The organism is Myxococcota bacterium, assembly GCA_039030075.1.
Lineage (GTDB): Bacteria > Myxococcota_A > UBA9160 > UBA9160 > SMWR01 > JAHEJV01.
On sequence record JBCCEW010000007.1, the window covers coordinates 14,158 to 37,681 of the forward strand.

Consider the following 23,524-nt stretch of genomic DNA (forward strand, 5'->3'; position numbering starts at 1 on the left):
CTGCAAAACCCTCGCTGTCGTCTCTCTTCTCGACTACCACGAAGATTCATACCGATCAACGGATTCCCCGCCGGACGCTAGGCGCTCCGCCACTTGCGTCTTATTGGCAAGGTGCGCAACTGTACAGGCGCCGGTCCGCGAGATTCTACGTCTGTGGGAGCCTCGAGCGCTTCACGTCGTGAACACAAGATTCCCGCTCGACTACCCGCTCAGACCCCACCCCAGATGATTGCGTTGCTCTCACTCTCGGCGGGTATCGCGGCGGGAGGCGACCGCTACTACGCCGACCTTGCTCGCGAGGACTACTACTTCGAAGGCGGCGAGCCACTTGGCGAGTGGCACGGGAAGGGCGCTCAGAAACTCGGCCTCTTCGGAACCGTCCAGAAGGGCGAACTCCGCGACGCTTTCCTCGGCTTCGCCTACGGCACCCCCCTGAATCAGAAGGCCGGCCGAAACGAACCAGACTCTCGCGGGTACAAGCCGATCCGCGCCTGGGACGGGACGTTCAATGCGCCGAAATCGGTATCTATCGTTCGCTTCGTAGCGGACGAGGATATCGGGACAAAGGTCCAGCAGGCTCACAAGGAAGCTGTTCGAGCCACGCCGATGACCGAAGGCCTCACCGAAGAGCTCTTCGATCTTTTGGCCGAGCGCCGCAAGGAAGGGCTCGCCCGAGGCTGGTCTGAGACTCCCGAGTGGGTCTTCTGCACGGAGACGGGAACCCAACCTCAGCCGAGAAACGTCGAGCGCGTCTGGTACCGCTTGAGGCGGCGCGCCCAGAAGCTCGGCGTTCGGCCTCTGAAGCTCCACTCCACGCGCCACACGTGGGCGTCCATGGCGCTCCAGGCGGGCAAGAGCATCCGGTGGGTTGCCGAAGTTCTCGGTCACTCCGACCCGGCTCTCACGCTCCGCGTCTACGCCCATGCGATGCGCGACGAAGAGCGCGACCTCTCGTTCGCTGACTTCTCGCGAGACCCCGAACGGCCCTATACGGCCCCGGCGCGTTTCGCTGATGACGAGCAACTCGCTAAGTCTGCGGAAAGACTGGCACGCCGGGAGGGATTCGAACCCCCGACCCTCAGGTTCGAAGCCTGATGCTCTATCCAGCTGAGCTACCGGCGCGCACTAGTCCCCAAGGGCGCCGGGAGATTATCGCCTCGGCCATCCGGATGCTCGTGCGAGCCCCCCTGCCCTGCGTGCGGATTCACGGAGGGCCGGTGATCGCTGTCCGACGGCCCCCTACCGCACTGCCCGGAAACCCCGGCGATCGGGGTCGTCGTCGGATCGGCCCGACTTCATCGCTTCGAGCTTGCGGGCCAGGGCCTGGGTGTCGAAGGGCTTCGGAAGGAAGCCGGCGAGCTCGTCGCCCGCAAAGGAGCCGGTGGCTTCGTCCTCGTCGTACCCACTCATCAGCACGACACGCGCCCGGCCGCCGATCGCCCGGATCTCGCGGAATACCTCACGCCCACTCATCCCGGGCATCGTCATGTCGAGGAGTACCAGGTCGAGGTCAGCGCTCCGCGCGCGGTACACCTCGAGCCCGCGCGGCCCGTCTTCCGCCACGGTCACCACGCAACCCAGGTGCTTCAGCATGCGTGCGGTGGCGTCGCGTACGGTGACGTCGTCGTCGATCACCAGCACGCGCAGGCCCTGGCTATCGCGCGGCGGTGCGGGCTTCGGCAGGTCGGCCACCTCACCGCGCCGTCCGGCGGGCAACTGAAACCGGAAGGTCGTGCCGCGGCCGGGTTCGCTCTCCATCGTGAGCACCCCTTCGTGGCCGCTGACGATGCCCTGCACCGCCGCCAGGCCCAGCCCGCGCCCGTGCGGCTTGTCGGTGTAGAAGGGGTCGAAGATCCTCTGCTGCACTTCCGGCCGGATTCCGCGGCCCGAGTCGGAGACGTCGAGGCTCACGTACTCCCCGGCCGGCCGCTCGCGCCCGACCATGGCACCGTCGATCGTGTCGCGATCGAGACGGGCCACCCCGGTCGATACGGTGATCGTCCCGCCCGGCTTGTCGATCGCCTCGGCCGCGTTGAGCACCAGGTTCATCAACAGCTGACGGATCTGGGTGACGTCCACCCGCACCAGCGGCAGGTTCAACGCGAGGTCGAAGCGCACCCGCGCGGTGCGCGCGATCGACACGTCCAGCAGCTGCATCATCTCTTCGACGACCGCATTCAGATCGACCTCGGTCACCAGGAAATGCCCCTTCCCGGAGTACGCGAGCATCTGCTTCGCGAGCTCGGCCGCGCGCGCGGCCGTCGTGTCGATCTCCTCGAGGTAGCGACGCACCGGCGAGCCCAGCGGCGCTTCGAGGAGCGCGAGGCTCGCGTTGCCCGTGATCCCCACGAGCAGGTTGTTGAAGTCGTGGGCGATGCCTCCCGCCAGGAGTCCGAGGCTCTCGAGCCGGTGCCCTTCGAGCATGCGCCGCTCTGCGGCCACCCGCTGGTTCTCGGCGTCGCGCGCCTTCATCTCCGCGCCCACCAGCGCCGCAAACAGGCGAAACAGCGAGCGACGCTCGATGCCTTCTTCGATCGGGCGATCGTGGACGACGCCGAGGTGCCCGATCGTCGCTCCCGCTGCGTTCGCAAAGCAGATTCCGAGGTACGACTCGGCACCCACCTCGACCAACCAAGGGTCTTTCGGATAGGCCGCCTGCACGCCGGACCGCACGATGCAGATCTCGTTCTGGTAGACGTGCTCGCAAGGCGTGCCAGCGAGTTCGTAGGTGAAGTTCGACTGGAACGCGCCGGCCTGCCAGAAGACCAACGTGCGTGCGCGTCCCGGGTCGTCCGGTTCGATTTCGGCGGCGAAAGCGCAGCTCATCCCCAGGGTTTCGGTGAGCCCCTGGATGGCCGCCTGCAAGCTCGGGAGGCCGGGCGGTGCGTCGCTGACATCGAGCAGCCGCTCGAGCACCGTGGGGTGGAGTTCTCGCTCGTTCCGGGAGTGCGGCATGGGTGCGTTCCGCGAAGAAGGAAGTGCGAGTCGGCAGGGGACACTCGAAGACTAACCCGACCACGCGGTCGAACCAGCGCCCCTTTTGGAGGGGAGCAAGTGGGCTTGCCCGTCGGTGTGACGCCGCGTCAGTTCCTGTGACCGGAACGCGCGATCAATCCGTGCGGCGTCGTGCGAGCTCGCGCGTGAGCCGCTCCTCGTCGGCGGAGAGCGCAGGCCCGCGCTCGGACGCGTCGAGCTTTCCCGCCGCGTCCCGCGCCATCTTCACACCGTCGTAGGTGATCCACTTCTCGGGCACCACCTCGAGCACGACGCGCAGCGGTGAATCGAGACGCTCCTCGAAAGCGCTCGCGCGGCGCTCGTTGTCCTCGAGGTGGCGCGAGAACCGCGGGTAGAACCACGCTTTCGTCTCCGCGTCCTCGTGGAGGATGCAGCGACCCTTGACCGTGATGCTCTTGCCGGGGCCGAGGGAGGTGCCGGTGCTCGTCACGGTGATGCACACGCGCGGGTCGCGCCGCACGGCCGAGATGCGGTGGCGGTGCCCTCCCGCCGTCAACCAGAAGCGCTCTTCGTGCCAGACGTAGGACATGATCACCGCGACGGGCCAGCCGTCACGCGTGGTCCAGGCGAAGGAGCACTCCTTGTGCTCGGTGAGCAGTGCCTCGCGCGTCGTCGGGTCCAACGGATAGATGGATACGCGCTCGTAGTTGTCGATCGCTTCCGCCATGCGCAGGCCTCCCGCGGAAAGCGAAGCGAACCCACCCGATGGGGGCAAGGTGCACACCGACGGCCCCTGCCCGGCCCGCGGCTATGCTCGGCGCTTGTCGCCCCGCCCTACCCTTCTAGGCCCTGGCCTCGCACGCCCGGCCCGGCTCGCCCTGGTGGCGCTCGGCGTCGGGCTCGCGGCCGCGTGTAGCCCCGGCCTCGACGAACACCTGCGCAGCTACCACGCCGAGGTCTGCCGTTGGACCGACGGTCCGTGCGATCCCGGCGACCCGGTCCTCACGACAGCGCTGCCCGGGCGCCGAAATCGTGTGGTCGAGGTGCCCGCGTCCGAGGTGCGCTTCTTCGACTTTCTGTCGCTCCAGGGTTGCCGGCTGGGCGAACTGGCGGGCTACCGCAACAGCCCGCTGGGACGCGTGATGCCGGCGACGCGCCGCTACCGCTACGAAGCAGAGGTGCACGCTGCGGGTCGCACGTGCCTCGACTCCCTGGAAGACGGCACCCGCGACCGGCTGGCGTCCCTGATCGCGGACAAGGAAGCCGCCCTGCCCCTGCACCGCTGGAACGCAGTGTGGACCAGCGAGGAGTTCGAAGCCTACTGGTCGCTCGCGTCGCCGGTCGGAAGAAGGGCCCCCGCCGACCGCGCCGCGCCACTCCTCGCGCGCGTGACCGTGTTGGCGACCCAACCGCACCACCCGCCCGAGGCGGCCGTGGAGCTCGAAGACCTTGTGGCGCAGCTCGCCCGCACGGCCCCGGTCGGCCCGCGACTGCGGGCGCTCGACGAGGCGCGACACCACTTGTCGCGCGTGGCCCAGCGGCTGGAGGGCTTCCCCGGCGAGGGCTGCCCGGTGCCGGCCGTGCGCCTCGTGCGCACGTTCCAGGGTGCGTACCTCCAGGGCGTGCAGCCCGCGCTCTCGCGCGTCGATCGCGAGGTCGCCGGGTTGGCCGAGCCGCTCGCCGCCCTCGCCGTGGCCCTACCGCCCCCGACTTCGCTTCCCGATGCCATGACGGACTACCTTCGCGAGACGCTGGGTCCGGGCGAGAGCAGTCTGTGGCATCGCTACCGCGAAGCGCTTCGTGTACATGCACGAGCCTGGCAACCCCTGCTGCAGGAATGCGGCGTGCTGCCGGACGCGACGGATCGAGGCTGAACATGGACGACTACTACGCACCGCACCCGCGCCTGCTGCTGGGAGAACCGCTCGTGCTGGCGGGCCACGTCGGGGCGGGCACGGCCGCCACCGCGCGGGCGATGGCGGCGCGCACCGGCTTGCCCTTCTGTGAGGTCGATCGCATGGCGGAGAACGCCGCCGGGCGCTCGCTCGGCCAGGTGCTTTCCGGCGAAGGGCTGGCCGCACTCGCGCGCTATGGATCGCAGGCACTCGACCGCGCGCTCGATCGGCGACCGTGTGCGGTGATCGCGCTCGGGCATACGGCCCTCTCCGACGAAGGACGGGTGCGGCTGCGCGACGAAGCACGGCTCGTCTACCTGCGGCGCCCGACCTCCGTGCTGCTCACGCGCATCCAGGAGCGACTGCGAGTGTCTCCGGGCAGCCTCTTCCAGTTCAGTCTCGGAACGCCCACGTCGGTCGAAGAGCTGGTGCCCTTCTTCGAACCGCGTGAGGAGGTGTTGCGCGAGGCGGACACCGTGGTCGAAGCGGGCGATCGCCATCCCCACGAGATCGCGAGCCAGCTTCTCGACGCCCTCGATCGGATCAGCGCCGTCGACCGGCTCTGAGCGAATCGCGCTCCTGGCAGGGGCAAGGGCGGGCCGCACCGATGCGGAGGTGCGACCCGCGGAGACGACACGTCAGTGGCGTGGGCCAGCGACGCGCCGGGATCCGGGCCAGGACCGACGGAACGAAGGTCCGTACCCCTGCCGTGCCGCCCCCGAACGCCCCTTCATGAGAAGGGACGCTCCACATCGAGCGGCACGTCCGTGGCCGCCAGGCCACGAAGCCGAATCCTCGAACGAACCGAAGGTCGCGCGGAAGCAAGGACACCAGCCAGGTGCGGCAAAGCCTTCCCCCGGGTCGGCTCGGGAGCTTCCTGCACGATGGGATGACAGAGCATCGGTGCGTCCACCCTGCGCACGGCGCGTCTCGCCTTCATCGACTTCGAGGGCGGCGATTCTGCGCCTTCTTCCCGACTTGAAGTCGCGGGGGCGCGGGATCTCGAGAGCGGGAACGCGGAATGCGGGCCCGAAGGTCTCGGGAGTCCCGCACCCCCGCGGCCGCAGCCGCGAGATCTACACAGGAAGTAGTCACACCGGACGGTGGGTGTCAGAGAAATGCAGGGTGCAATCCAACTTGCCCCCTGGATCCCGGGGGCTTCCCGAATTTCTTGCGCGATTTCTGCAGGTGACTTGCCACTCCCCTGCCAGTCCCCTGCCAGGCGACCCCGCCCCGGCTCGACTTCGACAAAGGAGAAGTCCCGTGAATCGTATGCTCGTCTCTGTCCTCACTGTTGCCGCCGTTCTTTGCGCGATCCCGCTCCATGCTGCCTCTCTGGTCGTCTCGACCACGAGGAGCTTTTCCAGCTCGGCCCCCGCGACGCCCGACCTCTACAACCTCGGAACCGATGGGGATTTCCAGAGCCGGTTCTTCTCTCCGTTCGCCGTAGGCGACCTCGCCTGGAGCGACGGCAACCTGCTGATCGGCCACTCGTCGAGCGGAACCATCGCCAAGGTGGACGAACGCGGCGGCCTCGTAGACATCATTCTCACACCGGCGCGTGGAATCGCCGGGCTCGCCGCCGCGAGCAACGGTGATCTGTTCGTCGCCGACACGAGTGGAAACCAGCTCTACCGGCTTTCGAGCACGGGCAGCCTGCTCGACCTGGTCTTCCTGAACCAGAGCGTCTCGGCCCTCGGAATCGACGATCAAGACCGACTCCTCTTCGCCGAGGCCCCGTCGTTCTCGACGCGGCGGATCGTCACCTACGACTTCGATCTCGGCGAGATCTCGTCCTTCGACGCCAACCTCCGGTCACTCTTCGGCCTCGCCTTCATCGACGGCGAGATCTTCGCGACCGGATCGACGGGCTCGAGCTCTTCCTCGAACTCGATGATCAACCGCTTCGACCCGGTCAGCGGCACGCTGCTGGGCTCGGTCGTCGGCCCTTCGGGTGTCACCTCGATCACGGCCCACACGCCCGAACCCGGTACGGCGCTGCTCGTGATCGGTGGTCTCATCGCTCTGGCGCGACGCGGACGGACCCACGCCTAGCCCGAGTTCGAGCGAACCACAGCCGACCCGCCGTCGGGGATGGCGTTCTCCTTCCCCGACGGCGTCGGCAGGGTGATACCCTGGCGCGATGTGCGACTCGGTGGTGGCGCTGGGGGTCGAGACGCGTCGGGGGCACACCCTGTTCGCGAAGAACAGTGATCGGGAGGGCGAGGAGTGTCAGCCCTTCGTCCAGCATCCGGCGGCCCACCACGCCCCGGGATCGACGCTGCTGTGCACCCACATCGAGATCCCCCAGGTGGCCGAGACCTACGCCGTCATGGGTCACTCGCCGTGGTGGGTGTGGGGCCTCGAACACGGCGTCAATGAACATGGCGTCGCGATCGGAAACCACACGGTCTTCTCACGAGAGCCGGTCGAGGAAACGTCCGGTCTGATCGGGATGGACCTCGTCCGCCTTGGTCTAGAGCGCGGTCGCACCGCGCGTGAAGCCCTCGAGGTGATCGCGACGCTGCTCGAGACCCACGGACAGGGGGGCGCGGCACGCGGTCCCGACGGCACCGGCTACCACAACAGCTTCCTGCTCGCCGACCCGGGAAACGCCTGGCAGCTCGAAACCTCGAACCGCCGCTGGGTCGCCCGGCAGCTGCGGCTCGGCGCCGTTTCCAATCACTACGGACTGGGCAACGGGTGGGACATCGCCTCGCGCGACTTCGAGGCCTGGGTGCGCCAGGAAGGCTATTGGCGCGAGCCGTCCCGGGTCGATGTCGCGAACGCACTGCGCAACCCGCACGTCCCTGGGCGTCTTTCCTCCGGTCGCCATCGCCGCTCGCTCGAACAGCTCGAGACCGGACGCGGCAGCCACGATGTCGCCTCGTTCTCTCGCCTGCTGCGCGACCACGACGAGGGCGGACCGGTGTGGAGGGGCCGCGACGCCAACCCGGAGGAAGAGCGCTTCTTCACGCTCTGCGCGCACAGTGATCCGGTCTTTCACACCACGGCCAGTCTCGTGGCCGAGCTGCCTACGCAGCGCCCCTTCGCCTGGCCTGTGTGGATCGGGTTCGGCAGCCCCTGCACGAGTGTGCTGGTGCCGGTCTACCTCGATGCAACGCTGCCCGGCTGTTTCGCGCGCAGCATCGACATGCCCGATGCCCCTGCCCTCTGGCCCCGTTTCAAACGGCTCGAGCTGCTGGCAGCGCGCGATCCAGAACGATCCACGCCGCTGGCACGGGCGGCTTGGCAGCGCTTCGAAGCGTCGGTCGACGAGCCGCGTGAAGACATGGAGCGCGAAGCCCGAGCCGCCCATCTGGCGGGTCAGACCGATCGGGGGCGGGCCATCCTCGACGACTTCGTGGACCGCATGACCGCGGATCTACTCGGCGAGCTCGTGTCCGTGACCGACGCGCTCGGAACCGAGGCCCCGGAGATGGTGGCCTCGCCCTAGGCGGGAGTCAGGCCGTCCGCGCTTCTTCGAGCGCGACCGGGCGACGAACTTTGCGCGCCATCGGGAAATACTCTTCGCGCTGTTCCCACGGAACGCCCAGGGTGCGGAGGATCTTCCGCTTCGTCGCCTGCCGACAGGCGCGCCCCTTTTCGATCGCGTGAATCGTGCGCGCGGAAACCCCGGCCTTCTCGGCGAGGTCGTTCTGGGTCCAGCCCATGGCTTGGCGTGCGGCGCGAATACGATTCATCAGGGGTTCTCGGAGGGCCCTCGGCCCGACGGGGGGAGAGTAGCGCTGGTCGACCCAAGAGACCCGCCTCGGGGTGAATTCAACGCACCCGTGTCGCACTGACGAGAGAAGAATCTTGATGTTTTTCAAATAGTTGAAGGACAGCTGCGCGCCGAATCCCCAAAGGGAGTGACCGAACCTCTTCCCCGCCGGAGAGAATCCCCGAGGCACATAAACCGCGTTCTACACGGTGCTCTACACCGGGTCTGGCCGTTCCTTCGCGACGCGAACCCGGCGCGATTGCCGAGGCGAAGCGGTCTAGAGCGGCACCTCGAGCTGCAGCAATCCGCTGTGGACCTGGCGCCCGTTGGCCAGGTAACCGCGGTAACGCAGCCCCACCAGCACACCGGATCGATAGGGCTGAAAGGTCGTCCCCAGCTGAACGAGGACACCCTGGTCCCCGTCTTCGGCCTCGACTTCGAAGGGAGCCGCGCCAGGCGCGGCGGCGAGCTGCGCCTCGATGTCGCGATCCGCGTCCTGCCACGTCGAGTGCCAGCGGGCGTCGAGCTCCGCCCGCCAGACGCCGACACTCCACTCGAGGTAACGCCCCAGGTACGCGAAGCGCGTCAGCTGGGTACTCAGCCGGACGCCTGCCGTGGTTGCGAGCACGCCGTGGCTACGCGCGTCGACGCGCAGGGCGGCCGCACCGCCCCCACTCTCGGTCACCCGATCTTCGCGCAGCCAGGTGTACTCCACGGACCCGATCGGCTCGATGTCGAGACCGGCCATGAGCGGGAACGCGGCGCCCCCCTCGAGGCGCGCCAACACCCGGTCACTGTCGAAGTCGCCGCTCGCCGTGCTCACCAGGTTGCCGACGCGGATGTCGCGGTCCTGATCGTGGAATCCGTGGCCGTAGCCGACGACGCCCCGGACGTGGCCGTTCGCGATGGCCAGTCGCGCCGCCACGCCCAGCTCGAGGCTCGAGAACTCGCCGTCGCCGACGTCGTCCACTTCGAGCGTGCCGAAGGTCCCGCCGAGGTATCCCGAGACCACCCAGGGCCCGAGGCGCCGGTCGACGCCCAGCGCGATCCCTCCGCCTGCGTGGTCGTAGTCGATGTGACCGCGGTCGCCGTCGCGGTTGCCGAGGCTGCCGACGGCGGCGACCCAAGGCTCCCAAGCCGATTCGGCGCAGGGAGACGACGCGATCTCAGGAGGCGACGCCTGCAGCGTGACGGGTTCACAGCGGGGTTCGCGTCCGGACACCACGTCGGCGACGGCGCGCGCCATCCACAAGTTGGCGCTCGTGTGCGCGTCGTAGGCTTCGGGGCTGAAGCTCGCGAGCGCATCGCCGAAGGCTGCGATGCCCAGCATGTCCAGCTGGGCGAGGAGATTACCGAGCGAGCCCGTGGGCGCCGAAGCGAGCGCGGCATCGAGGGCCTGGGCGACGGCGCTCGCATTCGGCGTGGTGGCCGCGCTGGCGTAAGGGTTGCGGGTGACCTGAAGTGACAGCTCGTTCGGCATCAGCGAGACGAGGTCGAAGTCGAGCACCGCGGTGTTGGCGGGCAGGCCGTCGACGCCGAAGCTGCCGATCAGGGTCCCCGCACGCACCAGGGGGAACACCGAGCCCGACGCGAGCGGGTTGGCCGGACTGAGGCGGAGCCGCGCGCCGCTGCCGATGTTGAGCGTGCCCGAGGTGTCGAAGACACCGCTCGTTCCGAGCGGATCCAGCGCGATGTCGAGGGTCGACCCGTCGTCGAGGGTGACGTCGCCGTTGACGGTCACCGGGCCACGCACCGCAACCACCGATCCCGTCTCGAAGGTGCTTCCGCCCGAGAAGGTGCCCGTGTTCGAGAGCGCCCAGGTTCCGGAAGAGACGGTGAGCGTTTCGAAGCCCGTCGCAGTCGACAGGTCGAAGCTGCCTTCGCCGATGCCCGCACCGAGTTCGAGGGCATCGGTTCCTGCGCCCCCATCGATCATGCCGGTGGTGGTGGCGCCGGTCTGGAGCATGAACTGGTCGTTCCCACCGAGGAGCAACACGTTGCCCGTGATGGTGCCGCCGTGGGTGACGGTCTCGATGCCGGCGCTTCCCAGCACGGCCGGGCCCGAGACTCCTTCGATCGTTCCGGCGGCGTTGTTCGTGAGTACGTTGTCGGTCGCCCCGGCGTCCGCGCCAGAGAACGCGACCCCGACTGCGTCGCCGCGGATCGTGCCCGAGTTGATGATCGTGTTGCCGGTCCCCCCGGCACTCCCCGCGATCACGCCGACGCCTCCGGTGCCCGTCGCCTCGAGGGGCCCCGAATTGGTGAAGGTGTTGGAATCGAGCATGCGGACGCCGATGCCGCCGTTCCCCGAGACGAAGATGCCATCGGGGGGCGTGCTGGGAGCGGGGCTGTTCACGAACGTGTTGCCGTCTCCGGCATCGATGCCGACCCCGGTGCCGCCGGTGATGGAGATCTCACCGAAGTTGCCGCCGTTGACGTTGTCGTCGCCCATACGGACGCCCACGCCGCCCGGCGCCGAGATGGTGATGGTGCCGGAGCGGTCGTTGCCCACCGCAGCGTTTGCGTTGCCGGCGAGCACGCCGATGCTGTTGGCACCGTCGAGGGTGAGGTCGCCGTTGTTCACCACGAGCGCGTTGTCGTTGCCCCCCACGATGCCGCGACTGTCGTCGCCCGACAGCTGGATGCTCCCCGAGCCGGTCGCGTCGGTATCGTTCGCGACCACGTTGTCGGTATCGCCCACGCGCAGCCCGATCGCTCCTGCTTGGGTCGAGGTGATCATCCCGAGATTGCGGAGGGTGCTCTCCTGCATCATCGCGGCGTCGCCGTTGCCCGCGTCGACGCCCACCGTGTTCGCGGCGTTCAGGTTCAGCGTGGCGCCGTTCTCGATCCTGACCGTGTTGTCGTTCGCGCCGTCGCCCACGACGATCGCGCGACCGCCCGCGGCGTCGATCGTGACCTCACCACCGCTCTGCACGGTCACCGTGCTGCCGTTGTTCAGCACGATCGTGTCCGGGTTGGCGCCGTTCGTGACCGTCGCGCCGTTCAGCACGTTGAGCGTGAGATCGTCGGTCGCGCCGGCGTTGTAGCCGTCGGGATCGGCGCCGTCGCAGTCGATGGTGGTGGCCATCATCATGTTGGGCGCACACTGGGCCTCTACCGGCTCGCTCGAAGCCAGGAGGGAAACCACTGTCAGCGCCAGGAGCCAGGCAAACCGGTCGATCGAGGGGCGCAGCGTGTCTCTCCCCACCCCCCGGTGGCTCGCGACGGGGTGCGGCGTGGCCGCACCCGACCCTGGCGAGAGCCAAGGCCGAACACCGTTCTAACATGCCGGCGGCATTGGAGGAAGTCCCTGATTTCGCAGGGCTCCTGGGCTCTGGGGAGGGCGCCGAAGGCGCTGCTGGGAGCGTCAGGAGACGCGCGTCGCCGTTTCGGGAGCCGCTTCGTCGGCCCTTGGCTCGAGCTCGAAATCGCGGATTCGGCGCCAGACGACCCACACGATGCCGCCCACGAGCGCCACCGGCAGGACGCTCAGGAACAGCGTCGTCACGATGAAGGCCGTCCTGCTCTCTTCGCCGCCGCCGTAGCAGACGGCGCATGCCGAGGCGGCGTCGGGCGCGAGCGCCCAGATGGCGAGCAGGAAGAGCGCGAGGAGCGAGCGCATCAGGTGTAGACCAACACGTAGAGGACGGGCCAGAGCCCCACCACGAAGAGCCAGAAGATCTGCGCCGCCGAGAAGCGGCTGGCCGACAGGAAGCCGCTCTGGAGGCGCCAGAAGGCATGGCCCAGAAGCGCCAGACCGATCACGGCGTGCAGCGCGTGCATGCCCACGATCAGGTAGAAGAAGCTGCCGTGATTGCTGGAGGTGATCGTGAGGCCCTGGGTCAGCATCAGCGCCCACTCGTAGCCCTGGAAGAGCACGAAGAAGGTGCCGAGGCCCATGGCGATCGCCAGGGGTCGCAGCGCGCTCGCGGGCGTCTCTTCGAAGGCGCGCTTCGCGCGCCACAGGAACACGCCGCTCACGAGCAGCGCGACCGTGTTGAAGGCGGTCTCTTCGACGGGCAGCCGCGGCTGGCCCGGCGGCGGCCAGGCGCCGGTCGAGCTCGCCTTCACGATCAGGAAGGCGCTGATCAGGCCCGCGAACATCATCGCCTCGGTGACGACGAAGATGCTCATTCCGAGCACGGCGCTGGGCAGCGCCGGCGGCGGGCGGGGATCACTGATGACGCGGAGGTCGGCGGAGGAACGGGCCATGGGGAATGGCTTCCAGAATCCGCTGGCTCTCCGGGAGACCCGGAGCGGACCGAAGGCTTGGCGCCGAGGCGCCGCCTAGTGGGGTTGGACGCTGCTCTCCTGGGCGACGAAGGGCTTCACCCAGTTGTCACCCTCCCACTTCATCACGTCGGGAGCCACCGCCGTGAAGAAGAGGAACATGAAGACGAGCATAGTGGCCAGCAGGTAGATCACCCATCGCGCCTCGATGTTGAGGTGCATGAAGTGCTTGCAGACCAGGAAGGCCTTCACGATCGCCACGCCGAAGGCGGTGATCAGGGTGAGCCACCAGATCTCGGCGAACGGGCCCACGACGCTGACGACCAGCAGAACCAGCAGCGTGTAGTAGATCTTCCAGTAGTGAGAGTCGTCGTGATGTGCGGCTTCGGACATGGCTTGCCTCGTCTCAGCTACTTGGCGATGTAGAGAAGGGGAAAGAGGAAGATCCAGACGACGTCGACGAAGTGCCAGTAGATCCCGATCAGCTCCACCCGGTGGAGCTCGAGGTTCTTCGCCGCGTCCTTGGCCACGATGAGCATGATGATCGCGCCCGCGATGACGTGCAGGGCGTGGATGCCGGCTGCCGTGTAGTAGAACGACCAGAAGGTGTTCGACTGCAGCGTGTAGCCGTGGCTGATCTCCGTGTACCACTCGAAGGCCTTCACGCAGATGAACATCACCGCACCGAGGCAGGTCACGTAGAGCAGCTTCGCTGCCCGCTTCCCATCGCCCCGCTCGGCTGCCTGGTGGGCGAGCACGGCCGAGAGGCTCGAGGAGAGCAGCACCAGCGTGTTGAAACCGCCGATGCGCCAGTCGGTCACGGCCGCCTGGTCCGCCCACTCGGGGTGCGCGAATCGCTGCATGATGTAGGAGGCCAAGAGGCCTCCGAAGATCACGATTTCCGAGGCCACCACCCACCAGACGGCGAGCCGTCCAGTGGGGATCCCGGTAGCACTGCGGGTGTTGGCAATGGGTCGCATGATCGTATGGGCTTCCTAGTTGGGTTCGTTCTGCGGCCAGAAGTCCTTGTCGCGGCCGGGCACCTGATACTCGTAGGGGCCGCGATAGACCGTCGGCAGCTCCTTCCAGTTGCCGTGACCCGGGGGCGACTCGGTCGTCCACTCGAGCGTCGTCGAGTTCCACGGGTTCGGCCCCGCGTCCTTCCCCTTCCGCAGGCTCATGAAGAAGTTGTAGATGAACACGAACTGGAAGAGCAGCATGATCACCAGCGACACGGTCGCGAACACGCGGACGTCCTGGTACTGCGCCAACTCGGGGTACTGGGTGAAGTCATGGATGCGGCGGTGCTGGCCGGCCGCGCCCAGTACGAAGAGTGGGATGAAGATGCAATTGAAGGGGATGATCGTTCCCCAGAAGTGAATCTTCCCCAGCGTGTCGTTCATCATCTTCCCGAACATCTTCGGGTACCAGAACGTCACGCCCGCGTAGACCCCGATGATCGCGATCGGGAAGAACGTGTAGTGGAAGTGGGCCAGCACGAAGTAGGTGTCGTGGAAGTAGATGTCCGCGCCACTCGCGCCCAGGAAGATGCCCGTGACACCGCCGATCAGGAACTCGGCGATGAACGCCAGGGCCCAGAGCATGGGTGTCTTCAGGCGGATGTCACCGCCGTAGAGTGTCGCGATGTAGACGAACATCATCTCGGCGATGGGAATCGAGATGAGCAGCGTCGTGATCGTGAAGACGTGGGCCATGCGGGGATCGATGCCCGCGATGAACTGGTGGTGCGCCCACACCGTGAAGCTGAGGACGCCGGTGCCGAAGGTGGTGTAGAGCACCGTGCGGTAGGCGAAGAGCTTCTTGCGCGCGAACACGCACATCACCTCGGCGGTGATGCCCGTGGCCGGCAGCAGCACGACGTAGACCTCGGGGTGCCCGAAGAACCAGAAGAGGTGCTGCCAGAGGATCGGATCGCCACCCGCGTTCGGATCGAAGAAGTGGGTGCCGAGGTTCTGGTCCATGAAGAGCATGATCGCGCCGGCGATCAGGGGCCCGACCGAAGCCATGAACAGGATGCTCGCGACCACGATCATCCAGACCACCATCGGAATGTCGTACAGCTTCATCCCCGGGGCCCGCGAGTTCATCGCGGTGGTGACGAAGTTGATGCCGCCGATCAGGAACGCCACGAACTCGAGTGCGACGGCTGTGATCCATAACGACGACCCGAGTGGTGTCAGGCTGTATTCGTGTTTCGCCGAGAGCGGCGGGTAGGACGTCCAGGCGCCTCCGAAGCCCCCGTTCTCTACGACGAAGGACGCCAGCAAGACGACCGCCGAAAGCAGGAAGATCTGATAGCTGAGCCGATTCAGCTTCGGGAAGACCATGTCGTCGCAGCCGATCATCAGCGGGATCAGGAAGTTCCCGAAGGCCGCGATCAACACGGGCATGGCCACCCAGAAGATCATGATCGCGCCGTGGTTGGTGATCAGCGCGTTGTATTCCGCCGGCGTGACGATTCCCCAGAAGGGCACGTCCATGCCGGGGAAGGCCAGCTGCATGCGGAAGGCGTAGGCGAAGAAACCGCCGATGAGCGCCATGAACATGCCCGTGAACATGTATTGCATGCCGATCATCTTGTGGTCGGTGGAGAAGACGTACTTGCTCCAGAACGTCTCTTCGTGGTGGTGGTCGTGGCCGTGGTCGTCGCCCGCGTGGGTCCCGACGTCGATGGTCTCCGCCATAGCTTCCCTCTCCGGTCCTTCGCTCGCGCTAGTTGGCCGACGCGATCGACGCGACCGGTGAATTCTCGTGCATCCAGGAGGCGTGCTCGGCCGCCGACTGGACCTTGATCCGGGCCCTCATCACTCCGTGGCCGATTCCACAGATCTCGGCGCACTGGATGTCCCACTCGCCCGTCTTCGTCGCCTTCCACCAGCCGCTGATGATGCGGCCGGGGATGGCGTCCTGCTTCAGGCGGAACACCGGCACGGAGAAGTCGTGCAGCACGTCGCGCGACTCGAGCTGGAAGTGATAGACCTTCCCGACCTCGGTATTCAGCGACTCGACGGTCTTGATGTCGTCGGCGGTGTCGAGCTCCCCGTCCGGGCCGGGGTGAACGAAGCTCCAGGCCCACTGCTGACCGATGATGCGCACGGTGGCGTCGGCCGGCGGCAGCGTCTGCTTCACGTCCACCCACACCCGGACGGCGCCGATGATGATGAATATGTCGCAGACCAGGACGAGGAAGTGCGGGATCGTGATGAAGCGCTTCTGATGCTTCTCCTCGCCCGTGATGTACTCGCCCTTGTGACCTTCGCGGTGGCGGAACTTGAAGATCAGGTAGAAGAAGACGAACTCCGCTACGAGGAACCAGACACCCACGAACCAGGCGATCAGATTGATCAGCCCGTCGATGTCGCCCGCGTAGGTGGAGACCTGCTCGAGATAGCGCTCGATCACCGCGTGCTCCTACAGAATGAAGATGAACACCACGGCGCAGAACGCCGCGATGCCAGCAATGCTGACGACGAAGGTGCGTGTGGCGAGCTCGTCGGGCTCGTAGGCCTTGCCCATGCTTCGGGCTCCTTGGGGGTCGGGAATTCGTTTGGGTGGAAGGGGCGCTACTCGCCGGAGAGCGTCCCGATGTAGGCGATCACGTCGAGCATCTGCTGCTCGTCGGCCAGGGTCATCGACATCGGCCGCATCAGCGCGCCAGTCGTGTCGAGCGGGTTGGTGCCGCGGATGCCGGCCTTGAAGGCCTTCAACGCCCACAGCTGGTACCAGTCGCTCATGCCCGCGAGCGGCGGGGCGTTGAGGGCCTGGTTCCCCTGGCCGTTCTGGCCGTGGCAGGCGGTGCAGGGCAGGTACTTCGCCTTGCCAGCCTCGGGGTCTCCCCCTTCGAGGATGGCTACGGGCTCCGCCTTTTCCATGTTGGCCACGAACTCAGCGACGGCGACGACGTCGCTGTCCTGCTTCAGCCACAACGACATCGGGCGCATGCGCATGCCCGGAATGTCGTCGAAATGGGTGCCGCGGGCGCCGTTCTTGAACTTCTTGAGCTGACCCTCGACGAACCACTGGGGCAGACCGGCGATCGACGGTGCCAGGGCCATCGGATTGCCGGCGCCGTTCTCGCCGTGGCACTGGGCGCAGAGCGCGTAGAGCTTCTCACCGCGCTCGGGGTCGACGGCCACCGCCGCGGCGGTCTCGTCCTGGGCATTCGCGTCGACGGGGGCACTCAGCTGGGTGGCCGCCAGGGCCAGGCCGAGGAGAGCCGCGACTCCGAGAGCACGGGAGGCGTGGCGCACCAAGGTCGCGTTCGTTCGGTTCATCCGCTCCAACCGATCTAGCGCCACGCTCGGACCGAGCGCCGCGCCCCTCTCCCGTTTCGGGTGGGGCCGCACTCGAGCGTCGAGACCGTGACGTGTTGGCGTGACGTATTGGGTTCGATGGCCCGGGCGGGCTCGCCCGGAGCTATCGGCAAGGGCCGTCCGACGCACGAGGTCTGCGGTCGGGGGCGTTTGCGCAGGGACGGGTAGCCCACCGGCCGGACGCGTTCAAGGCCGTTTCAGCACTGATCCGGTGCGGTTTTCCCTAGACAAACCCAGGGTTTGCGCCGGAATCGAGGGACCGTCGCGGGCGCCTGGGCCGGCCTGCGGAGCGGGTCCGAAAAGTGACTCGGGTTCGCGTGTCCCAGGCCCCGGAAAGCGCGCTCAGGGGCCCGGATTGAAGGGGTAGAGCAGCAGATAGATCGCCACGCCGGTGACCGAGACGTACATCCAGATCGGCCAGGCGATCCGGGCCAGGCGGCGGTGACGGTCGATCTCGCCGCGCAGGCCGTAGCGGATCAGCATCAAGGCAAATACGGGGACGGTCATCGCGAGGAGGACGTGGCTCGCCAGGAAAACCAGGTAGGCGGCCTTGGCGAGCCCCTCGGCGTGGAAGGTCGTGTTCTCGAAGTTCCGCCCGATCTTGTGGGCCAGGTAGCAGGCCAGGAACACGGCCGAGACGCCGAATGCGCTGATCATCGTGCGCTTGTGGGCTTCGATCTGACCAGCCCGGATGAGCGCGCGCCCGCGCAGCAGCAGCACGGTGGCCACCGCGTTCAGACACGCGTTCAGCGTGGGCAGGAAGGGGACGTCCATCTCGCTCGGTGCCCGCGTCTACCCGGATCCGGCGAGCGCAGCCGCCTGCTCGGGCGATACGCACTGGATCACGACCGTATCCGCGAGGCCAGCTTCGCGGTGGACGTGGAGATCGCGGTAGGCCTCGCTCGAGACCATCCCGATGAAGGCGTCGATGCTCGGGTATTCGATGATCGCGGCGACTTCCCAGCGGAGTTCGCCGTCTCCGGCGGCCAGCGTGTTGCACCTTCCATAATAGATAGGGCGCCCGCCGAGCCCGAGGATCAGCTTCGTGACGCCGGCGCCGTAGAGCCCGTAGGCCTCCTCGCCCGCGAGGTCGCTCTCGCGCCCGTCGGCGTAGGCCGCTTTCTCGTGGAAGCGCAGCAGGTTGAGCATCACGACGGGTCCTTCCTTCGGACTCCGGCCGCGCAGCGACGCGAGATCGGTCTCGCTGGGGGCGTCGGGGGGCATCGGTGGACCTCGGCAGAGGGCGCGGGGGCGCTGCGGCGCCCGGGGGAGCCGCGAGTCGCCCGGGGCGCGCGTCGGGCGCGGGGCGAAATCTGGGGTGGACGAGGGGATTCGAACCCCCGGCCTCCGGAACCACAATCCGGCGCTCTAACCAACTGAGCTACGCCCACCGCAGGAGGGGCAAATTATCACCCTGCTTGTGGCTCCGCATCCGCTCCGCGGATGCTGCGCGCCGAGTGGGCGCCGGCGGTGACACGGGGAAACCCGAGGTCTGCAGGGATGGGAGCGGCTTGCTCGGTTTGGTGCCGTGCTCGATGCGGGCACTCCCAGCTCGCGGGCGTTGGGGTGGCGCCGCCGAGGACGGCGCCGCGTTCGCTACGCAAACGGGGGGTGGGGGCGGACTGCTACCCTGGGCTTGCGCGCCCCGGTAGCTCAGTTGGATAGAGCAGCTGCCTTCTAAGCAGCGGGTCGGGGGTTCGATTCCTCCCCGGGGCGCCAGCAAGACCAACCGCTTACCGCACCCAGCCTTGCGCGAACGAGCAAACTGACGGCCTAGTGACCGCCTAGGCCCCTTCGCCGAGATGGTCGAGTGCCTGCATCGCCGGTGCCGCGGCCGACATGGCCGCACCGACCGCGAGCCCTGTTTCGGCTCGCCCCCTCCCCCCCCCGTTTCATCGAAGAAAGCCGGAGGGCGCTCTCCCCCTCGCACCTCGGATCGAGGGATCAAGTGCCTGCGTCTTCGGCGCGAGGTGGAGGCTCACGAGCCAGGTCTACTTGGCGTCGTGCCATATCGGCGAGGTCCACGCCATCTCCTGGATGGTCTGAGGATACGAGCCATCGCTGCATACCTCGGGGCGCTCTTCTGCGGGAACTCGAGCGCAGTCGTAGGCGCTCCAACGAGCCGATGGATTCTCCACAACGCGGAGGTAGTAGTACGCTGACTGTAAGGGGTTGAAGCCCTCATCGCGGTAGACCGCACACAGACTGTCGTGCCCCACGCCTTTCCGAGCCTGCGTCGCGGGGTCGACCGTCGCCCCGTTCGAGCCACCGGCGATCACGGTCACGCTGGTTCGGCGCCCGCCTGCTTCATCGATCCAACCCTTGACAAGCTGCAACTGCTGGAGCGGGACGCCCATGGCGGAAGGGTCCCTATTGGCGACCGCGACAAAGACCGGCTTTCGATCAGCCGCGGACTCCGTCGGGAGGTCGCCACCCATTGGCACACCTCGTTCATACCCCACCTCAACGAGATCACCGCGTTCGCACAGATCTGCCGGGTAGTCCCATCCACCAAAGAAGCGTGGCGTGATGCGTGGGCCAGACGTACCAAAGGTCTCCCGACGCAGCATCGCTTCGAAGATCGCGTCCCTCGAGTTCTCAACGGCCCAGACGCCAGCAAGACCACCAGGATTGCCATCGATGCCGCTGGTGAGGAGGCCAGGCTGCAGGCGTTCTTCCGGCGTTGACTCAACGGACACGTGCCCGCGCCAGTCTGACTCAGACACCGCCCCAGGTGTCGCAACATGCGTATCGGTCGACGCGACGACACCGAGTTTGACCGAGTTGAGACCGATCTCCCTGGCCTGCTCCAACCCGACGAGAAGCCCCGAGCGCAAGTAGTCCGTGGGGCCAACGCATCCCGCACCGACCATTCCGTTGGCACCGACCTCGCCAAGGCAATCTCTGGTCACCTCACGTGTTTCCGTAACCAACACGGTCCCATCTTCTCCTACCTCTGTGATCCCGTAGGTCTCTTCGCGCCCCAGAAAGCGAACGGCTTCGACATCGCAAAGCTCATCGGGCTCCCCGAAAACGCTTGGCAGGCCGTTGATGCACTCTGAAGATCCCTTGTGCTGAAAGATCTCCATCAGAGGCTCTCGGCGAAGGCGCGTTTCAGCGTAGGCTTGGCGATTCTCGATCGTGGGCCGCAGCCGCAGGTAGGGTGCCATTCGCCCATTGGCGAGGTTGGAGTTGTGGGGGATCGTGAGGTATTCGCAGCCGTCCTCGACCCGACAAGCCTCATCGAGTTTCTCCCAAAGCGCGCTGTCGTAGGGCGCCTCGATGTAGGAGACCGGGAGCAACGGCACGCGACCACTCCGAAAGATCACGTTGCGGTGGTAGTTCGATAGACTCGGCGTGCCTGTGTACTCGTAGGCCTTGAACGTGGTGAATTCGCACGCGGGAGTCCGATCGTACGCGGCCTCGGCCGCTGCCCCTATCCGGTGCCATGGATCTCGAGCCCAGTCACGGCACAGCTGCCCGCTGTCGCCACAGACCTGAGGAACGCGAACGGGCTCCTCGCTGGCCACCACGGTCCCGAAGAGCGTCATGCTCGTGCGCTCGCTCTCTCGTGTCTTTTTGCAGAACGGAGTGTCGTAGCGCGGCGAACCCGGCTCACGACATAGGCGCCGCTCTCCGAGGAACTCTGCGTGATCGGTCACCGCCAGGAAGTCGAGTGGACGATCGATTGCATAGGAACCGGCGGGCTTCCCATCTACGATCGGCCAGAAATCAATCGGGACGCCGCGTGCAAACCCATAGGCATCCTCGGGCGTCGCTGAAATCGTGTTGGCAGCCGCATCGAATGAGAACATCGTGTGGACGTGGAGATCGCCAAAGAGCGGAATCCGATTTCGCGTCCTATGCGCACACGGTTCGCGTTCCTCCGTGTACCGCACGAGCTCGTCGGCACTGCGCAAAGATCCCGAGTCCTCCTGATTCGGTGGGTCATCTGCGAGTGAGAAACACGAGATCCAGGCCAGGCAAAGCACGCCGCAACCGGATCGCCTCGCGAGGTGAGCGAGATCGCGGGAAGGGAATCGCATGGGTTCAGCAAGCCTCTCGAGGCGTCAGTCGTCGACTCATCCAACACGGTGGAGCGACGAGCCTTGTTGATGGAAACTCGTGAGTCTCGGTCCCAGATCCGCGTGCCGCGCAACAGCTCGTGCCACGAACAACGGCATTTTTCCGAATCCGAGGTCGACCGCTCGCTCATTACGCCTTTCGAGGGCCACAGTTCCCCGCTCCAATAGCCCAGAGGTCCGCCTGCGCAGCCTCAGTGGCCAAACTGCCCGCTTGAGCGCTCGAAACGGCCACATGCCGGCGAGAAATGGCCCCGCGTAGCGCAAGGAAACGTCGCACTCGGCGCTGGGCCTCAGGCGACGAGATGTGACCTGATTCGATTGCTGGGATCGGAAAGGCCTGGGCAGCATCGCCACCCAGGCCTTTCGATCGATCTTCGCGATAGAAAGCGTCGGTGCTCTTTGACTAGCCGCGACGTCGCGCCGCCACGTGGAGCGCGAGCACGCCGAGTACGCCCATCGCGAACAGGGCCGTGCGCCCCGGCTCGGGCAGGAAGTCGAAGCGCACCGTCCCCGTCCCACCGAAGTAGAGGTTGGCTGCGCCGCCCAGGAACGGGATCAGGTTCGCCGTCCAAGGCGAAACCAACAGCAGCGTTCCCATGCTCGAGGACGCGCCCGTGCGGTTGTCGCCGCCCGTCTGCGAGCGGATGGTGATGAACTGACCGCCGTTGTCCTCGGCCTTTACCATGCCCGTCGTGAATCGGGCGTTCCAGATGCGGAGGGTGACCGGCGCCACGCCCATCGTCGCGAGGTTCGTGAATAGGCCCGACTGGGTCACGAGCTGGGTGTTCACCGCTTCATTGTGTCCGATCTTTCGGGGTCCCGAGAGCCAGTAACCGGAGATCACGACGCCGGGCGCGGCGTTCACGGCCAGGTTGACACGGCCGCCACCCGAAGCGCGCCAGCCGCCACCGAAAGTGTTCAGACCGGCGGTGCCCATGATCGTCTGCATCGGCGAGAACACCGTGGGGACCATGAACGTGAAGTTGCCAGGTCCACCGCCCGCGCGGAGATGATGCGACTCGAGACCCATGGTCGTGACCATGAAATTCATCTTGCCCATCGCCGTGGTGGTGGTGGTGATCGCGTTGTCGGCCGGGCCCGTCAGGCGGGCGAAACCCGTGCGGCCCGCGAGGATCGCAGGTAGGAACGCCGTCGGAAACGCGAGGATGCAGGTGCTCGACGCGTACTGGGGGAAGCCGTTGTCCCCCGCCATCCCGGGGCGCGCCATGATCGTCGTGTTCCCCGTTGTGGGACCCGGATCCCCGTACTTGAACGGACGAACCGCCATCAGCGACCGCGGTGCCACGGTACCGATCTCCGCAAAGCCATTCGCGGGTAGCGAAGCGTTCAGGTGGGGCTGCAATCCCATGTTGCAACCGGGAATTCCATTCGGCGAGACATCGACTGTCGCCGGATTCCCGCCATCTCCGAGTCCAGCGGTGGCGGTGGCATCGAACTCTACGACTGCCGCAGTCGCAGGGGAGCCAATTCCTGCGGCGGCCAGGCTCAAGACAACAAGTGCCGCGGTCCTCGTCAGTAACCTCTGGGTCCTCATTCGCGTTCTCCTTCTCGGAAATACGAAATGAACTGTCGACCTTGGACCGAACTTCGGCCCGCTGGTCGGTTCATTTCGAGAACTCGTTGAACCGTCTCCCGTTCCTAGGGACCCAGGGACGGCCTGATTGCGGATCCGGGAGGCGCGCGAAACCGGCCGGCTACGCGCGATGACCGGCTCCCCCCGGTTCCATCGGCTGATGTGGCGGGCAGACGCGCATTGGAGCGGCGCGCCCATCTCCATCCCTCCCTCCCTGGAAGTAGTTGCGATTCAGCGGAAGCAGGCCGCAGCGATCGCCGTTCGCCGATCGGATCGTCGTAGTGAAATCCAATCGTTGGAGCGTTCGCCGGAACCGACTCGAGCGACGAGACCGCCGCATCGTCTTCGAAAGCGCGGATCCTCGTCTTTCGGATTCGCAAGATTCCGAGATCATGCGGCTGGGCTCGCCTCTTCCTACTGGAGGCATTTCAGGTACGGAGTTCGGGAGTTTGCGTCCGCAGTTGCCAATGATCCGTCCGTCCGGCGTAGACCCGAGGCTGCCCGATCGGTTGCAGGTGGGCTCTCCAATTCCGAAATCGCGCCGATCAGGAGGCCGCTCCAGGTCGCTTCGATCTGCAGACCGTCCGTCACGGTTCTCTCCGCGGGTCTCGTGACTTCTGACAACGCGCGGTGGACCCTTTTCGGATGAGGGGGTCTTGCGGATGCGATCGGTGAGCGGCGCAATCAGCTCTCCTCACCTAACGCGC

Annotated in this window: 20 protein-coding genes and 3 tRNA genes; 5 read left to right on the plus strand and 18 right to left on the minus strand. The window is 66.6% G+C overall.

The features are described from left to right. Positions 1 to 240: 240 nt before the first annotated feature. From AAF430_09325 to AAF430_09340, 4 genes are all read right to left on the minus strand, one after another. Positions 241 to 1,023: a hypothetical protein gene (locus tag AAF430_09325; GenBank protein MEM7410421.1), complete on the minus strand. Its 783-nt coding sequence runs from the start codon at positions 1,021 to 1,023 to the stop codon at positions 241 to 243. A 22-nt stretch (positions 1,024 to 1,045) separates the two neighbouring features. Beyond that, a tRNA-Arg gene (locus AAF430_09330) sits at positions 1,046 to 1,122 on the minus strand. Between the two features lie 117 nt (positions 1,123 to 1,239). Next, entirely contained in the window at positions 1,240 to 2,955 is a 1,716-nt protein-coding gene (locus tag AAF430_09335) for an ATP-binding protein (protein ID MEM7410422.1), read from the minus strand. 154 nt (positions 2,956 to 3,109) lie between these two features. After that, positions 3,110 to 3,682, minus strand: coding sequence for a pyridoxamine 5'-phosphate oxidase family protein (locus tag AAF430_09340; protein MEM7410423.1), 573 nt, complete (start codon positions 3,680 to 3,682; stop codon positions 3,110 to 3,112). 94 nt (positions 3,683 to 3,776) lie between these two features. Here AAF430_09340 and AAF430_09345 point away from each other — a divergent pair, with 94 nt between their 5' ends. The 4 genes from AAF430_09345 (at position 3,777) to AAF430_09360 (ending at position 8,307) form a co-directional block, all read left to right on the plus strand. Further along, entirely contained in the window at positions 3,777 to 4,829 is a 1,053-nt protein-coding gene (locus tag AAF430_09345; protein ID MEM7410424.1) for a DUF3080 family protein, read from the plus strand. Between the two features lie 2 nt (positions 4,830 to 4,831). Then, positions 4,832 to 5,416: a shikimate kinase gene (locus AAF430_09350; protein MEM7410425.1), complete on the plus strand. Its 585-nt coding sequence runs from the start codon at positions 4,832 to 4,834 to the stop codon at positions 5,414 to 5,416. A 697-nt stretch (positions 5,417 to 6,113) separates the two neighbouring features. Then, a complete protein-coding gene (locus AAF430_09355; GenBank protein MEM7410426.1) occupies positions 6,114 to 6,905 on the plus strand; it encodes a hypothetical protein in 792 nt (263 codons plus the stop codon). Positions 6,906 to 6,993: 88 nt separating this feature from the next. Next, the gene (locus AAF430_09360) at positions 6,994 to 8,307 is read left to right on the plus strand and encodes a C69 family dipeptidase (GenBank protein ID MEM7410427.1); all 1,314 of its coding nucleotides are present in this window, start codon (positions 6,994 to 6,996) and stop codon (positions 8,305 to 8,307) included. A gap of 7 nt (positions 8,308 to 8,314) precedes the next feature. Here AAF430_09360 and AAF430_09365 read toward each other — a convergent pair whose 3' ends face one another. From AAF430_09365 to AAF430_09420, 12 genes are all read right to left on the minus strand, one after another. Next, positions 8,315 to 8,554 carry a helix-turn-helix transcriptional regulator gene (locus AAF430_09365; protein ID MEM7410428.1) on the minus strand — a complete coding sequence of 80 codons (240 nt, stop codon included), beginning with the start codon at positions 8,552 to 8,554 and terminating at the stop codon, positions 8,315 to 8,317. A gap of 297 nt (positions 8,555 to 8,851) precedes the next feature. Next, a complete protein-coding gene (locus AAF430_09370; GenBank protein ID MEM7410429.1) occupies positions 8,852 to 11,782 on the minus strand; it encodes an autotransporter domain-containing protein in 2,931 nt (976 codons plus the stop codon). A gap of 159 nt (positions 11,783 to 11,941) precedes the next feature. Then, positions 11,942 to 12,196 (minus strand): hypothetical protein, encoded by a 255-nt coding sequence (locus AAF430_09375; protein ID MEM7410430.1) that lies wholly within the window; start codon positions 12,194 to 12,196, stop codon positions 11,942 to 11,944. Continuing rightward, complete coding sequence (locus AAF430_09380) at positions 12,196 to 12,786, minus strand: cytochrome c oxidase subunit 3 (protein ID MEM7410431.1); 591 nt, start codon at positions 12,784 to 12,786, stop codon at positions 12,196 to 12,198. The genes AAF430_09375 and AAF430_09380 overlap by 1 nt, the downstream gene beginning before the upstream one ends. A gap of 75 nt (positions 12,787 to 12,861) precedes the next feature. Next, complete coding sequence (locus AAF430_09385; protein ID MEM7410432.1) at positions 12,862 to 13,197, minus strand: cytochrome C oxidase subunit IV family protein; 336 nt, start codon at positions 13,195 to 13,197, stop codon at positions 12,862 to 12,864. 17 nt (positions 13,198 to 13,214) lie between these two features. Next, a complete protein-coding gene (locus AAF430_09390) occupies positions 13,215 to 13,784 on the minus strand; it encodes a cytochrome c oxidase subunit 3 (GenBank protein ID MEM7410433.1) in 570 nt (189 codons plus the stop codon). Positions 13,785 to 13,799: 15 nt separating this feature from the next. Next, on the minus strand, positions 13,800 to 15,509 hold the full coding sequence (locus tag AAF430_09395) for a cbb3-type cytochrome c oxidase subunit I (GenBank protein ID MEM7410434.1): 1,710 nt from the start codon (positions 15,507 to 15,509) through the stop codon (positions 13,800 to 13,802). 28 nt (positions 15,510 to 15,537) lie between these two features. Further along, positions 15,538 to 16,227 carry a cytochrome C oxidase subunit II gene (locus AAF430_09400; GenBank protein ID MEM7410435.1) on the minus strand — a complete coding sequence of 230 codons (690 nt, stop codon included), beginning with the start codon at positions 16,225 to 16,227 and terminating at the stop codon, positions 15,538 to 15,540. Between the two features lie 161 nt (positions 16,228 to 16,388). Continuing rightward, positions 16,389 to 17,099, minus strand: coding sequence for a c-type cytochrome (locus AAF430_09405; protein MEM7410436.1), 711 nt, complete (start codon positions 17,097 to 17,099; stop codon positions 16,389 to 16,391). A gap of 381 nt (positions 17,100 to 17,480) precedes the next feature. Further along, the gene (locus AAF430_09410) at positions 17,481 to 17,912 is read right to left on the minus strand and encodes a DUF420 domain-containing protein (protein ID MEM7410437.1); all 432 of its coding nucleotides are present in this window, start codon (positions 17,910 to 17,912) and stop codon (positions 17,481 to 17,483) included. Between the two features lie 18 nt (positions 17,913 to 17,930). Then, positions 17,931 to 18,362, minus strand: a complete 432-nt coding sequence (locus AAF430_09415; GenBank protein ID MEM7410438.1) for a DUF1330 domain-containing protein — start codon at positions 18,360 to 18,362, stop codon at positions 17,931 to 17,933. A gap of 90 nt (positions 18,363 to 18,452) precedes the next feature. Further along, positions 18,453 to 18,529, minus strand: a tRNA-His gene (locus AAF430_09420). A gap of 251 nt (positions 18,530 to 18,780) precedes the next feature. Here AAF430_09420 and AAF430_09425 point away from each other — a divergent pair. Next, positions 18,781 to 18,857: transfer RNA gene (locus AAF430_09425), tRNA-Arg, on the plus strand. Positions 18,858 to 19,129: 272 nt separating this feature from the next. Here AAF430_09425 and AAF430_09430 read toward each other — a convergent pair. Both AAF430_09430 and AAF430_09435 read right to left on the minus strand, forming a co-directional pair. Further along, entirely contained in the window at positions 19,130 to 21,184 is a 2,055-nt protein-coding gene (locus tag AAF430_09430; GenBank protein MEM7410439.1) for a DUF3604 domain-containing protein, read from the minus strand. A 442-nt stretch (positions 21,185 to 21,626) separates the two neighbouring features. Next, on the minus strand, positions 21,627 to 22,529 hold the full coding sequence (locus AAF430_09435; GenBank protein ID MEM7410440.1) for a hypothetical protein: 903 nt from the start codon (positions 22,527 to 22,529) through the stop codon (positions 21,627 to 21,629). Between the last annotated feature and the right edge of the window lie 995 nt (positions 22,530 to 23,524).